This is a genomic window from Pseudomonas sp. A39 (assembly GCF_058145955.1).
In genome coordinates this window covers 41,808-54,726 of record NZ_JBYVMD010000018.1, presented here as the reverse complement: position 1 = coordinate 54,726, position 12,919 = coordinate 41,808, and the positions used below count along the sequence as shown (strand labels likewise).

General features: G+C 59.4%; 14 protein-coding genes and 1 tRNA gene. 6 read left to right on the top strand and 9 right to left on the bottom strand.

The genetic code is table 11. The features are described 5' to 3' along the window. Positions 1–49: 49 nt before the first annotated feature. The 8 genes from ychF to AC3ZU9_RS15740 form a co-directional block, all read right to left on the bottom strand. A complete protein-coding gene (gene ychF / locus AC3ZU9_RS15775) occupies positions 50–1,150 on the bottom strand; it encodes a redox-regulated ATPase YchF (RefSeq protein ID WP_012722103.1) in 1,101 nt (366 codons plus the stop codon). 21 nt (positions 1,151–1,171) lie between these two features. Further along, entirely contained in the window at positions 1,172–1,756 is a 585-nt protein-coding gene (gene pth, locus AC3ZU9_RS15770; RefSeq protein WP_003188350.1) for an aminoacyl-tRNA hydrolase, read from the bottom strand. A 168-nt stretch (positions 1,757–1,924) separates the two neighbouring features. Next, positions 1,925–2,527: a 50S ribosomal protein L25/general stress protein Ctc gene (locus AC3ZU9_RS15765; protein ID WP_012722105.1), complete on the bottom strand. Its 603-nt coding sequence runs from the start codon at positions 2,525–2,527 to the stop codon at positions 1,925–1,927. Positions 2,528–2,664: 137 nt separating this feature from the next. Beyond that, positions 2,665–3,606 (bottom strand): ribose-phosphate pyrophosphokinase, encoded by a 942-nt coding sequence (locus AC3ZU9_RS15760; RefSeq protein ID WP_003208392.1) that lies wholly within the window; start codon positions 3,604–3,606, stop codon positions 2,665–2,667. 46 nt (positions 3,607–3,652) lie between these two features. Continuing rightward, positions 3,653–3,727: transfer RNA gene (locus AC3ZU9_RS15755), tRNA-Gln, on the bottom strand. A gap of 36 nt (positions 3,728–3,763) precedes the next feature. Beyond that, positions 3,764–4,615 (bottom strand): 4-(cytidine 5'-diphospho)-2-C-methyl-D-erythritol kinase, encoded by an 852-nt coding sequence (gene ispE, locus AC3ZU9_RS15750; RefSeq protein ID WP_093542288.1) that lies wholly within the window; start codon positions 4,613–4,615, stop codon positions 3,764–3,766. 1 nt (position 4,616) lies between these two features. Then, positions 4,617–5,234, bottom strand: a complete 618-nt coding sequence (lolB, locus tag AC3ZU9_RS15745) for a lipoprotein insertase outer membrane protein LolB (protein WP_122810045.1) — start codon at positions 5,232–5,234, stop codon at positions 4,617–4,619. A 4-nt stretch (positions 5,235–5,238) separates the two neighbouring features. Further along, positions 5,239–6,963 carry a tetratricopeptide repeat protein gene (locus AC3ZU9_RS15740; protein WP_064054701.1) on the bottom strand — a complete coding sequence of 575 codons (1,725 nt, stop codon included), beginning with the start codon at positions 6,961–6,963 and terminating at the stop codon, positions 5,239–5,241. Between the two features lie 182 nt (positions 6,964–7,145). Between AC3ZU9_RS15740 and hemA the strand changes: the two genes are divergently transcribed. From hemA to AC3ZU9_RS15710, 6 genes are all read left to right on the top strand, one after another. Continuing rightward, a complete protein-coding gene (gene hemA, locus AC3ZU9_RS15735; RefSeq protein ID WP_046034117.1) occupies positions 7,146–8,435 on the top strand; it encodes a glutamyl-tRNA reductase in 1,290 nt (429 codons plus the stop codon). Then, positions 8,432–9,514 (top strand): peptide chain release factor 1, encoded by a 1,083-nt coding sequence (gene prfA, locus AC3ZU9_RS15730; RefSeq protein WP_012722110.1) that lies wholly within the window; start codon positions 8,432–8,434, stop codon positions 9,512–9,514. Before hemA ends, prfA begins: the two co-directional genes overlap by 4 nt. Further along, the gene (gene prmC, locus AC3ZU9_RS15725) at positions 9,515–10,345 is read left to right on the top strand and encodes a peptide chain release factor N(5)-glutamine methyltransferase (protein WP_046034116.1); all 831 of its coding nucleotides are present in this window, start codon (positions 9,515–9,517) and stop codon (positions 10,343–10,345) included. Continuing rightward, a complete protein-coding gene (locus tag AC3ZU9_RS15720) occupies positions 10,339–11,094 on the top strand; it encodes a molybdopterin-synthase adenylyltransferase MoeB (RefSeq protein ID WP_490090966.1) in 756 nt (251 codons plus the stop codon). The genes prmC and AC3ZU9_RS15720 overlap by 7 nt, the downstream gene beginning before the upstream one ends. Next, positions 11,087–11,881: a glutamate racemase gene (murI, locus tag AC3ZU9_RS15715; protein WP_012722113.1), complete on the top strand. Its 795-nt coding sequence runs from the start codon at positions 11,087–11,089 to the stop codon at positions 11,879–11,881. The genes AC3ZU9_RS15720 and murI overlap by 8 nt, the downstream gene beginning before the upstream one ends. A 112-nt stretch (positions 11,882–11,993) precedes the next feature. Next, the gene (locus AC3ZU9_RS15710; RefSeq protein ID WP_043204758.1) at positions 11,994–12,512 is read left to right on the top strand and encodes an acyloxyacyl hydrolase; all 519 of its coding nucleotides are present in this window, start codon (positions 11,994–11,996) and stop codon (positions 12,510–12,512) included. Between the two features lie 75 nt (positions 12,513–12,587). Here the strand turns inward: AC3ZU9_RS15710 and AC3ZU9_RS15705 are convergent, their stop codons facing one another. Beyond that, on the bottom strand, positions 12,588–12,893 hold the full coding sequence (locus AC3ZU9_RS15705; protein WP_043204759.1) for a YkgJ family cysteine cluster protein: 306 nt from the start codon (positions 12,891–12,893) through the stop codon (positions 12,588–12,590). Between the last annotated feature and the right edge of the window lie 26 nt (positions 12,894–12,919).

The window sequence follows — 12,919 nt, the reverse complement described above, 5'->3', positions numbered from 1 at the left end:
GATGCACTGCATCGGCTTTTTTATTCGCGGTATAAACCGCAGTTAACGTTTACACGTTAAAACGGAAGTGCATCACATCGCCATCTTTAACAATGTATTCCTTACCTTCCAAACGCCATTTACCCGCTTCCTTGGCACCGGCTTCACCCTTGAACTGGATAAAGTCGTTGTAGGCGATTACTTCGGCGCGGATAAAGCCCTTTTCGAAGTCGGTGTGGATCACACCGGCGGCCTGTGGCGCAGTAGCGCCGACCTTGACGGTCCAGGCGCGGACTTCTTCGACACCGGCGGTGAAGTAGGTTTGCAGGTGCAGCATCTCGTAACCGGCGCGGATTACACGGTTCAGGCCAGGCTCTGTCAGACCCAGGGCCTCAAGGAACATGTCCTTTTCTTCGCCATCATCCAGCTCGGCAATTTCCGCCTCGATCTTGTTGCACACCGGCACCACGATCGCGCCTTCCTCGTCGGCGATGGCCTTGACCACGTCGAGCAATGGGTTGTTTTCGAAGCCGTCTTCAGCGACGTTGGCGATGTACATGACTGGTTTGGTGGTCAGCAGATGGAAGCCTTTGATCACCGCTTTTTCATCGGTATTCATGCTCTTCATCAGGCTGCGTGCTGGTTTGCCCAAGGTGAAGTGAGCGATCAACTGCTCCAGCAGGCCTTTCTGGACCACTGCGTCCTTGTCGCCGCCCTTAGCGTTACGCGCGACTTTTTGCAGTTGCTTTTCGCAGCTGTCGAGGTCGGCGAAGATCAGTTCGAGGTCGATGATCTCGATGTCGCGTTTCGGGTCGACGCTGTTGGAGACGTGAATCACGTTTTCGTCTTCAAAGCAGCGGACCACGTGGGCGATCGCATCGGTTTCACGGATGTTGGCCAGGAACTTATTGCCCAGGCCTTCACCTTTCGACGCGCCGGCTACCAGGCCCGCGATGTCGACGAATTCCATGGTGGTCGGCAGGATGCGCTTGGGATTGACGATCGCCGCCAGTTCCTGCAGGCGCGGGTCCGGCATGGCCACGATGCCGCTGTTGGGCTCGATGGTGCAGAAGGGGAAGTTCTCCGCTGCAATACCGGACTTGGTCAGGGCGTTGAACAGGGTGGATTTGCCGACGTTGGGCAGGCCGACGATGCCGCAATTGAATCCCATGGTGTTTCCCCTCGGTAAGAGTCAGGCCTTCTGGCTGTGCAGGTTTTTCATCGCGCGGTTCCATTCACCGGCGAAGATATCCGGCAGCACGCCGAGGGCAAAATCGATGCTGGCATCGAGTTTTTCCTGTTCGGCGCGTGGCGCACGACCCAGGACGAAATTTGAAACCATACTGGCAACGCCTGGGTGGCCAATGCCGAGCCGCAGACGGTAGAAATTATTCTGATTACCCAGCTGCGCGATGATGTCGCGCAGGCCATTGTGCCCGCCATGCCCGCCGCCCAGCTTGAGCTTGGCTACACCGGGTGGCAGGTCCAGTTCGTCATGGGCCACCAGGATTTCCTCGGGTTTGATCCGGAAGAAGCCCGCAAGCGCTGCGACAGCCTGGCCGCTGCGGTTCATATAGGTGGTGGGAATCAGCAGACGAACGTCCTGACCCTGATGCGAGAAGCGTCCGGTCAGGCCAAAATACTTGCGATCGGCCACCAGGTTTATACCCTGGGCGTGGGCGATGCGCTCAACAAAAAGGGCCCCCGCGTTATGCCGGGTCTGTTCGTATTCGGCGCCTGGATTTCCCAGGCCAACGATCAGTTTAATGGCAGTCACGACAGGGGCCCTTCCTTTGGAGTTGTGGATAACATCGCCGCAACCTGCGTGCGGCGAAAGTGGACGACATTACATCATTTACTCAAGAGTAAACGCCGCGTTATCGCCCGCTTTCTCGCTACGTTCCGGTCCGCGATGTTTCCTCAAGCTCCGACGTCACAGAGAGTATTACTCTGCAGCGGTTTCGCCTTCTTCATCTTCAGCTACAACACGTGGCGCGTGGACGTTGGCAACAGCCTTGTCGTCGTTGTGAGCCAGTGCAACGAACTCAACGCCTTTAGGGGCCTTGAGGTCGGACAAGTGAATGATGGTGCCGATTTCAGCGGCCGACAGGTCGACTTCGATGAACTCAGGCAGATCTTTCGGCAGGCAGGTTACTTCCAGCTCGGTAGCGGTGTGGGAAACAACGCCGCCTTTCTTGACCGGAGCGTCTTCACCAACAAAGTGCACAGGCACGATAGCGGTCAGTTTCTGGCCAGCAACAACGCGAACGAAGTCAGCGTGCATGATGAACTGCTTGGACGGGTGACGCTGCATCGCTTTAACGATGACGTTCTGCTTGGTGCCGTCGACGTTGAGTTCGATAACGTGGCTGTAGGCAGCTTCGTTTTCGAACAGCTTGGCGATTTCCTTGGACAGGATAGTCACGGATTCAGCAGGCTTGTTACCACCGTATACAACGGCTGGGATGTTGGCGGCGTGACGCAGGCGGCGGCTCGCACCTTTCCCCAGGTCAGTACGCGCTTGGGCGTTCAGAGTAAAGTCATTCATGTTGTATCTCCAAAATAGCCATCATCGAGCGGCGTTTGCGACCAGCGCCAGACTCGACATGGGCAAAAAAGCCCCGCCCCAACAACATGTCGGGGCGGGGCGCTTTTCGTCAGTGAGATGGACCGAAGGTTTGACCCTTAACGGAACATCGCGCTGATCGATTCTTCATTGCTGATGCGGCGAACCGCCTCGGCAACAACCGGTGCGATATCCAATTGACGGATACGCGAACAGGCTTGAGCAGCAGCGGACAACGGGATGGTGTTGGTCACCACCAGTTCGTCCAGCATGGAATTTTCGATGTTCTCGATCGCTCGGCCAGACAACACAGGGTGTGTGCAGTAGGCGAAGACTTTAGCGGCACCGTGCTCTTTCAAGGCTTTCGCCGCGTGGCACAGGGTGCCGGCGGTGTCGACCATGTCATCAACCAGAATACAGGTACGCCCTTCGACATCACCGATGATATGCATCACTTCAGAGTGATTGGCTTTCTCGCGGCGTTTGTCGATGATCCCGAGGTCCACGCCCAAGGATTTGGCAACGGCCCGTGCACGCACGACGCCACCAATGTCCGGGGACACGATCATCAGGTTTTCAAAGCGCTGGTCTTCGATGTCATCCACCAATACGGGGGAGCCGTAGATGTTATCTACCGGAATATCGAAGAACCCCTGGATTTGGTCAGCGTGCAGGTCAACCGTGAGAACACGGTCGATGCCTACCACGGTCAGCATGTCAGCAACGACTTTCGCGCTGATAGCCACACGTGCGGAGCGCGGACGGCGATCCTGACGGGCATAACCAAAGTAAGGGATTACAGCTGTGATTCGAGTCGCTGAGGAGCGGCGGAAGGCATCAGCCATCACGACGAGTTCCATCAGGTTATCGTTGGTCGGAGCGCAAGTCGGCTGAATAATGAAAACGTCTTTACCGCGAACGTTTTCATTGATCTCGGCTGTAATTTCGCCGTCGGAAAATTTACCGACAGAGATGTCACCGAGAGGGATATGCAGCTGACGTACGACACGTCGAGCCAGATCGGGGTTGGCGTTCCCCGTAAAGACCATCATCTTGGACACGCGCAGTACCTAGAGGCTGAGGGTAACCTGGATGAGTATAGGAAAATGGCAGGGGCGGCTGGATTCGAACCAACGCATGGCAGGATCAAAACCTGCTGCCTTACCGCTTGGCGACGCCCCTGTATCTGTTGCAACGAGTGCCTAACACTCGGTTCCTTTAGAGCAGACTTTGCAGCTTGCGATGCAACATCGAAACGTTGCTTCCCTTTGCTACAAACCCTGTAAGGGTCTCTGTAAGAAGGGCCGAGACTTTATCAGCTTCAGCTTTGCTTGGGAAGCCCCCAAACACACAACTTCCAGTTCCGGTTAATTTTGCTTCGGTAAATTTACCTAACAAATTCAAAGCGTTACGTACCTCTGGATAACGCCTTGCTACAACCGGTAAGCAGTCATTTCGACTGTTTCCCTTGGGAACGGGGCGCACTTTAATGGGAGGAGAGTTACGTGTCAACAGCGGATCTGAAAAAATTTCTGCTGTACTTACAGATACTTGCGGAACAAGCACGACATACCACGGCTCTTCGGGGTATTCCGGGGTGAGTTTTTCGCCCACGCCCTCGGCGAAAGCGGCGTGCCCGCGCACGAAAACCGGGACGTCGGCGCCTAGCGTCAGGCCCAGCGCAGCCAGGCGATCATCGTCCCAGCCCAGGCGCCACAAGTGGTTCAGGCCCAGCAAAGTCGTCGCGGCATTCGAGCTGCCGCCACCGATACCGCCGCCCATGGGCAGGATTTTATCGATCCAGATATCGATGCCGAGCGGGCAACCGGATTGCGCCTGAAGTTTTTTCGCCGCCTTCACAATCAGGTTGCTGTCGTGAGGGACGCCTTCGAATTCGGTATGCAACTGGATCACGCCATCGTCGCGCACGGCGAAGGTCAGCTCATCGCCGTAGTCGAGAAATTGAAACAGCGTCTGCAGTTCGTGATAGCCGTCTTCACGGCGACCCAGAATGTGCAGCATCAGGTTGAGTTTGGCCGGGGAGGGCAGGGTCAATGTTTGTACGGACACGTTATTGCCCCAGTTTGCGCGGTTGCCAGTCCTTGATCACCAGCGTGACATCAAGGTCGGGGCCGTGCAGCTTGATGCGCTCGGGCAGCCAATAACCGCTTTGTTCCACATAGCTCAAATACTCGACCTGCCAGCCATCCTGCTCCAGCGCCGCCAGGCGGCTATCGCCGTTCAGGCTCAGGCGACTCTTGCTGTCCGGTGCGGGCAAGCCGCGTACCCACCAGACCAGATGAGACACCGGCAGCTTCCAGCCAATCTGTTGTTCAAGCAGTTCTTCCGGCGAGGTGGCTTCATAGCGACCCTGGTTGGCCACTTCAAGGCTGACGTGTCCCGGTCGACCGGTCAGGCGCGCCGCGCCACGGCCCAGGGGACCCGACAGGCGAATATCGTAGTAGTCCTGGCGTTGCAGCCAGAACAAGGTACCGCTGCCGGAGTCCTTGGGGGCGCGGACGCCGACTTTGCCTTCAATCTGCCAGCCATCAATGCTGCTGAGCTGGTCCTTGTGTTGCTGCCATTGCGCCGGGTTGCCCTGGCCTTCGACGGATTCACGGGAACCGAAGCCTGCGCAACCGGCGAGCAGGGCAATGAAGCTGAAAACGATAACGTGGCGCAAGAACATAAGCTTAAAGGGTCTCGGATCCGGTCAGGCGCTTGATGGTGCCGCGCAGGATAGGGCTTTCGGGTTGTTCCTTGAGGAATTTTTCCCAGATTTGGCGTGCTTCGCGCTGCTTGCCATTGGCCCACAGTACTTCACCCAAGTGGGCGGCGACTTCCTGGTCGGGAAAGCGCTCCAGTGCCAGGCGCAGCAGGCGTTCAGCTTCGTCCAGGTTGCCCAGGCGGTAATTCACCCAGCCCAGGCTATCGAGTACGGCAGGGTCTTCCGGGTTGAGCTTGTGGGCTTGTTCGATCAGCACCTTGGCTTCGGCGTAGCGCGTCGTGCGGTCAGACAAGGTGTAGCCCAGGGCGTTGAGAGCCATGGCATTGTCCGGGTCGCGCTTGATGATCAGGCGCAGGTCTTTTTCCATCTGCGCCAGGTCATTGCGTTTTTCGGCCTGCATGGCGCGGGTGTACAGCAGGTTCAAATCGTCAGGGAACTGCAGCAAGGCTTGTTGCAGCAGTTTCCAGGCACGCTCGCCCTGTTTGTTGGCCGACAAGGTCTCGGCTTGGATCAGGTACAGCTGGATCGCGTAGTCAGGTTCGGCATCCCGCGCAGCGGCCAGGCGTTTTTCCGCCTCGTCGGTACGGCCGTTGCTCATCAGGATATCGGCCTGGCGCAATTGGGCTGGCAGGTAGTCGTTGCCGGGGCCGACTTGTGCGTATTCGAGCAGGGCAGCTTGTGGGTCGTTGCGTTCTTCAGCGATACGGCCGAGGTTCAGGTGGGCCGAGTCCACATGGCTTTCGCGCTGGATCAGCTCTTCCAGATACCCCTTGGCCTCGTCCCAGGCCTTGGCTTCCAGGCATACCAGTGCCAGGGAATAACGCAATTCGTCGTCGTCCGGGTATTGCTGGACCAGGTTGGCGAACTGCACTTTGGCGTCCTCCATGCGGTCCTGTTCCACCAGCATGCGGGCGTAAGTCAGGCGCAGGCGCTTGTCGTCCGGATACTTCTTGATATTTTTTTCCAGCAGAGGAATCGCTTCCTTGCCGCGATTGAGGTTCTGCAGCAAGCGTGCGCGCAGCAGGATCGGAGCGATTTCGCCTTCTTCCGGCGGGTTCTGCTCGAGCAGCTTCAGGGCTGCGTCGGCTTCGTCGTCCTGTTGCAGCAGCAGTGCCTTGCCGAACACCAGTTGGCTGTTCTTCGGATGTTTTTGCAGCAAGCGGTCGAAACTCTTCATCAGGCCATTGCGCGTGTCCTGGTCGGTGTCGGCAGCCGACAGCGCGAGGAAGTCGAAATGGGTGTCGCCCTTGCCCTGCAGGACTTTCTCCATATAGACCATGGAGTCGTCATAGCGCCCGGCGCGCGCCAGCTGAATCGCTGCCGCCCGTTGTGCTTCCAGATCGTCCGGGGCGTTTTTCGCCCAGATCAGCGACGTGTCCAGCGCAGCCTGGTCGGCGCCCAAGTATTCGGCGATGCGGAAAGCCCGCTCGGAAATGCCCGGATCCTGGGTGTTGATGGCCTGGGTCACGTAGTTATCCAGCGCAATGTCGAAGCGATTGCGTTGGCCGGCCAGCTCCGCGGTCAGCAGGCTGTACACCGTTTCTTCACTGAACGAGGAATAAACCTTGGGCTTTTCAGGGGCGGGGGTGCTGTCTTCCACCGGCGGGGTACCGTCCGGCGACACGGGTGCCATGGCCTGGCAGCCGCTGAGGAAGACAAAAGCAAGGAGCAACGCGGAGGATCTATTCATATAGGAAGAGGACGACTAACCTGCGGTCGGATCATCATGACACAAGCCTTCGGCCAAACATAACCGAGTCTCAATGGGTGCCTTTATAGACACAAGGCATTAGGACAATAGACGACGGTGGTTGTTCTGAATCTTTCGAAGTAGGACAATTGTCGGCTTCCCGACATCATCAGCGATATTGAATGGCCTTCCTCGCACTCGGTATTAACCACAAGACTGCCTCCGTAGACGTGCGCGAGCGCGTGGCGTTTACGCCAGAGCAGTTGGTTGAGGCCCTGCAGCAGCTCTGCCGGCTCACCGACAGTCGCGAAGCAGCGATCCTTTCGACCTGCAATCGCAGTGAGCTTTATATAGAACAGGAACATCTTTCAGCGGATGTGGTGTTGCGCTGGCTGGCCGATTATCACCATTTGGACCTCGATGACCTGCGCGCGAGCGCTTATGTGCACGAAGACGATGCGGCAGTTCGTCACATGATGCGCGTGGCGTCCGGTCTCGATTCGCTGGTGTTGGGCGAGCCGCAGATCCTTGGCCAGATGAAGTCCGCCTACGCCGTGGCGCGTGAGGCCGGCACCGTCGGCCCGCTGCTGGGTCGCCTGTTCCAGGCCACGTTCAACTCCGCCAAGCAGGTGCGTACCGACACCGCCATCGGCGAAAACCCGGTGTCCGTAGCGTTCGCTGCGGTCAGTCTGGCCAAACAGATTTTCAGTGACTTGCAACGTAGCCAGGCCCTGCTCATCGGCGCCGGCGAGACCATCACCCTGGTCGCCCGCCACCTGCATGACCTGGGGGTGAAGCGCATCGTGGTGGCCAACCGTACCCTGGAGCGTGCCAGCATCCTCGCCGAGCAGTTCGGCGCACATGCCGTGCTGCTGGCAGATATCCCGGCCGAATTGGTGCGCAGCGATATTGTGATCAGTTCCACCGCCAGCCAGTTGCCGATTCTTGGCAAAGGCGCGGTCGAAAGCGCGTTGAAGCTGCGCAAGCACAAACCCATCTTTATGGTGGATATTGCCGTTCCCCGCGATATCGAGCCCGAAGTCGGCGAGTTGGACGACGTTTACCTCTATAGCGTCGACGATTTGCACGAAGTGGTCGCCGAAAACCTCAAGAGCCGCCAGGGTGCAGCTCAGGCCGCTGAAGAAATGGTCAGCGCCGGCGCAGACGACTTCATGGTGCGCCTGCGTGAGTTGGCCGCAGTGGACGTGCTCAAGGCGTATCGTCAGCAAGGCGAGCGCCTGCGCGACGAGGAGTTGCTCAAGGCCCAGCGCTTGCTGGCCAACGGCAGCAGCGCTGAAGACGTGCTGATGCAACTGGCCCGAGGCCTTACCAACAAGTTGCTCCACGCGCCCAGCGTACAATTAAAAAAGCTTACCGCCGAAGGCCGCCTCGATGCGCTGGCCATGGCCCAGGAACTCTTTGCCCTCGGTGAGGGCGCGTCAGATAGCTCTTCGGATAAAAAACTGCAATGAAAGCGTCACTGCTCAATAAACTGGACGTGCTCCAGGACCGTTTCGAAGAACTGACCGCGCTGCTCGGCGATGGTGAGGTCATCTCCGATCAGGCCAAGTTCCGTGCCTATTCGAAGGAATACGCCGAAGTTGAGCCGATTGTGGCGACCTACAAACACCTGACCAAAGTGCAGGCCGACCTTGAAGGTGCCCAGGCACTGCTCAAGGACAGCGACCCGGACATGCGCGAAATGGCCGTGGAAGAAGTCCGCGAAGCCAAGGAAAAACTGGCCGAGCTGGAAGGCGACCTGCAGCGCATGCTGCTGCCCAAGGACCCGAATGACGGGCGCAACGTGTTCCTCGAAATCCGTGCCGGCACCGGCGGCGACGAGGCAGCGATTTTCTCCGGCGACCTGTTCCGCATGTATTCGCGGTATGCCGAGCGTCGCGGCTGGCGTGTCGAGATCCTGTCCGAGAATGAAGGCGAGCACGGTGGCTATAAAGAGGTTATCGCGCGGGTCGAAGGCGACAACGTCTACGGCAAGCTCAAGTTCGAGTCCGGCGCGCACCGCGTGCAGCGGGTTCCGGCGACCGAGTCCCAAGGCCGAATCCACACCTCGGCGTGCACCGTCGCGGTGTTGCCCGAGCCGGACGAACAGGAAGCGATCGAGATCAACCCGGCCGACTTGCGTGTCGACACTTACCGCTCGTCGGGCGCTGGCGGTCAGCACGTTAACAAGACCGACTCGGCGATCCGTATCACCCACTTGCCGTCGGGCATTGTGGTGGAGTGTCAGGAAGAACGTTCCCAGCACAAGAACCGTGCGCGGGCCATGTCCTGGCTGTCGGCCAAGCTCAACGACCAACAGACCAGCGCCGCCGCCAATGCAATTGCCAGCGAGCGCAAGTTGCTGGTGGGCTCGGGCGACCGCTCCGAGCGCATCCGTACCTATAACTTTGCCCAGGGCCGGGTCACCGACCACCGGGTCAACCTCACGCTTTATTCCCTGGACGAGATCCTCGCCGGTGGCGTGGACGCGGTGATCGAACCGTTGCTTGCCGAATATCAAGCGGATCAGTTGGCGGCGATAGGTGAATAAATGACCATTATTGCCAGCCTGCTGCGCGCCGCCGACCTGCCCGACTCGCCTACCGCGCGCCTGGATGCCGAGTTGTTGTTGGCGGCGGCGTTGGGTAAATCCCGCAGCTACCTGCACACCTGGCCCGAGAAAATCGTCAGCAGCGAAGACGCGCTGACGTTCGCCGGCTACCTGCAGCGCCGTCGCGGCGGCGAACCGGTCGCCTATATCCTCGGCCAGCAGGGCTTCTGGAAGCTGGACCTGGAGGTCGCGCCGCATACGCTGATCCCGCGTCCGGACACCGAACTGCTGGTGGAAGCGGCCTTGGAATTGTTGCCGGCCACGCCCGCCAAGGTCCTCGACCTGGGCACCGGCAGCGGCGCCATCGCCTTGGCCCTGGCCAGTGAACGGCCAGCCTGGCAGGTCACCGCCGTCGACCGTGTGCTGGAGGCCGTGGCCCTGGCCGAACGCAATCGCCAGCGCCTGCACCTTAATAACGCGACGGTGCTGAACAGCCATTGGTTCAGCGCGCTGCCAGGTCATACCTATGACCTGATCATCAGCAACCCGCCGTACATCGCCGCCAACGACCCGCACCTGGTGGCGGGCGACGTGCGTTTTGAGCCGGCCAGCGCATTGGTGGCCGGTCATGATGGTTTGGACGACTTGCGCCTGATCATCAAAGAAGCCCCCGCTCACCTGAATGCCGGCGGACGACTGCTGCTGGAGCATGGTTACGACCAAGCCCCGGCCGTGCGCGACCTGCTATTGAGTGAAGGCTTTGAAGAGGTACACAGCCGCATCGACCTCGGCGGTCACGAGCGCATTACCCTGGGGCGTCGCCCGTGCTGACCGACCAGGAGCTGTTGCGCTATAGCCGACAGATTCTGTTGCAGCATGTCGACATCGACGGCCAATTGCGCCTGAAAAACGCCCGTGCGTTGATCGTCGGCCTCGGTGGCCTGGGTGCACCGGTTGCGTTGTACCTGGCGGCGGCCGGTGTGGGCGAGTTGCATCTGGCGGACTTCGACACGGTCGACCTGACCAACCTGCAGCGCCAGATCATCCATGACACCGACAGCGTCGGGCAGGCCAAGGTCGACTCGGCCCTGCGTCGCCTGACCGCCATCAACCCGGCAATCACACTGGTCGCCCATCGCACCGCGCTGGATGCCGATTCCCTGACCGCCGCAGTAGAAGCGGTGGACGTGGTGCTCGATTGCAGCGACAACTTTTCCACCCGTGAAGCGGTGAATGCCGCCTGCGTCGCCGCTGGCAAGCCGTTGATCAGCGGCGCGGCGATTCGCCTTGAAGGGCAGTTGTCGGTGTTCGACCCGCGCCGCGCCGAAAGCCCGTGCTACCACTGTTTATATGGGCATGGCAGCGATACCGAACTGACCTGCAGCGAAGCCGGCGTGGTGGGCCCGCTGGTAGGGCTGGTCGGTAGCCTGCAAGCGTTGGAGGCCCTGAAACTGCTGGTCGGTTTCGGCGAACCCTTGGTCGGCCGCTTGTTGCTCATCGATGCCTTGACCACGCGGTTTCGCGAGTTGCGCGTCAAGCGTGACCCCGGTTGCAGTGTGTGCGGGACGCAACATGGTTAAGGACGCGCCAATCGGTGTGTTCGATTCCGGTGTCGGCGGGTTGACCGTGCTGGACGAAATCCAGCAGCTTTTGCCCCATGAATCGCTGCTGTACGTGGCCGATTGCGGGCACATCCCCTACGGCGAGAAAAGCCCGGCGTTTATTCTCGAGCGTTCGCGGCGGGTGGCGGCGTTTTTCCGTGAGCAAGGCGCCAAGGCCTTTGTGATTGCCTGTAATACCGCCACCGTCGCCGCTGTCGCCGACCTGCGGCTGGATTTTCCCGATTGGCCGCTGGTGGGCATGGAGCCTGCCGTCAAACCTGCCGCCGCGGCTACTCGCAGTGGTGTGGTCGGGGTGCTTGCCACCACCGGTACGCTGCAAAGCGCCAAGTTCGCCGCCTTGCTCGACCGTTTCGCTACCGACGTGAAGGTCGTCACCCAGCCGTGCCCTGGCCTGGTCGAGCTGATTGAAAGCGGTGACTTGAACAGCCCGGCCCTGCGTCAGTTGCTACAGCGGTACATCGAGCCGCTGCTCAGCGCCGGTTGCGACACCATCATCCTCGGCTGCACCCACTATCCCTTCCTCAAGCCGCTCCTCGCGCAGATGCTGCCCCCTAGCATCATCCTCATCGACACCGGCGCCGCCGTGGCCCGTCAGCTCAAGCGTCTGCTCGGCGAGCGCGACCTGCTGGCCGTTGGCAGCCCTGAACCTGCACAGTTCTGGACCAGCGGCGATGTGTATCACCTAAGAAATATCCTACCGACACTATGGAAATATCCGGGCGTTGTGCGAAGCTTTGGTGCGTGAAAATTTCGTGAAATTCCGGCGTTAATCACTGGAACTTCTGACTACACGCCAGCTTCTATAGCGAGATAGCCTGTAAAAAACCATATAACTTCGTTCGGAAAGGATGTTTCTTATGAAGCGCTTGTTCTGTTTGGCTGCGATTGCGGCCGTTGTAGTGGGGCACTCTGTTTCGGCACAGGCCGCTGGCCTGGAATTGGGGGTGGGGAGCACCAGCGATTCGACCATGACCTATCGGCTGGGGCTGACATCGGACTGGGATAAAAGCTGGTGGCAGAGCGATACCGGTCGATTGACCGGCTACTGGAGCGGCGCCTACACCTATTGGGACGGTGACAAGCGTGCCAGCGCCAGCAGCCTGTCGTTCTCGCCGGTATTTGTGTACGAATTTGCCGGCGAATCGGTGAAGCCTTATATCGAAGCCGGGATCGGGGTGGCGGTGTTCTCGCGCACCAAGCTGGAAGACAACAACATCGGCCAGGCTTTCCAGTTCGAAGATCGCCTGGGCTTCGGCCTGCGCTTTGCCGGCGGGCATGAAGTGGGCATCCGTGCCACGCATTACTCCAATGCAGGGATCAGCAGCAATAACGACGGGGTAGAGAGCTACTCGTTGCACTACACCTTGCCGTTGTAACCCTTCAGGACACTGAAAAAACCATGTGGGAGGGGGCAAGCCCCCTCCCACAGTTGATTGCCACAATCTTCAGCATCAGCGGTAGGCGGTAGCGATACCCTGTCGCTCTTCCAGGCACTCGGGCGCGCCCATCTCGAACTCCCGGCAAATCAGCGGACGTCGCTCGTAGATCGTACACATCATCGTGTCCCGATCCAGCGCCGCGCACCAGCCGTCGTCCAGGCGCAGCATCACTTCGCCGCCCCAATCATCGGTGTCGATATAGCGCTCCGGTACGCCCGTATCGGTGATCAGCATGACTTCCAGCTGACAGCAGCAGGCCGCACACGTCGAGCAAGTGACGACGGGTTCGGTGATTTGGGTATGCGGGATGTTAGTCATAGGCGCGCAGTGTAAGGCAAGCGGGT

Coding starts and splice junctions, on each gene's coding strand:
- ychF (WP_012722103.1), bottom strand. CDS start 1,150: ATGGGATTCAATTGCGGCATCGTCGGCCTGCCCAACGTCGGCAAATCC.
- AC3ZU9_RS15765 (WP_012722105.1), bottom strand. CDS start 2,527: ATGAATGACTTTACTCTGAACGCCCAAGCGCGTACTGACCTGGGGAAA.
- lolB (WP_122810045.1), bottom strand. CDS start 5,234: ATGTTCTTGCGCCACGTTATCGTTTTCAGCTTCATTGCCCTGCTCGCC.
- AC3ZU9_RS15740 (WP_064054701.1), bottom strand. CDS start 6,963: ATGAATAGATCCTCCGCGTTGCTCCTTGCTTTTGTCTTCCTCAGCGGC.
- hemA (WP_046034117.1), top strand. CDS start 7,146: ATGGCCTTCCTCGCACTCGGTATTAACCACAAGACTGCCTCCGTAGAC.
- prfA (WP_012722110.1), top strand. CDS start 8,432: ATGAAAGCGTCACTGCTCAATAAACTGGACGTGCTCCAGGACCGTTTC.
- prmC (WP_046034116.1), top strand. CDS start 9,515: ATGACCATTATTGCCAGCCTGCTGCGCGCCGCCGACCTGCCCGACTCG.
- murI (WP_012722113.1), top strand. CDS start 11,087: ATGGTTAAGGACGCGCCAATCGGTGTGTTCGATTCCGGTGTCGGCGGG.
- AC3ZU9_RS15710 (WP_043204758.1), top strand. CDS start 11,994: ATGAAGCGCTTGTTCTGTTTGGCTGCGATTGCGGCCGTTGTAGTGGGG.
- AC3ZU9_RS15705 (WP_043204759.1), bottom strand. CDS start 12,893: ATGACTAACATCCCGCATACCCAAATCACCGAACCCGTCGTCACTTGC.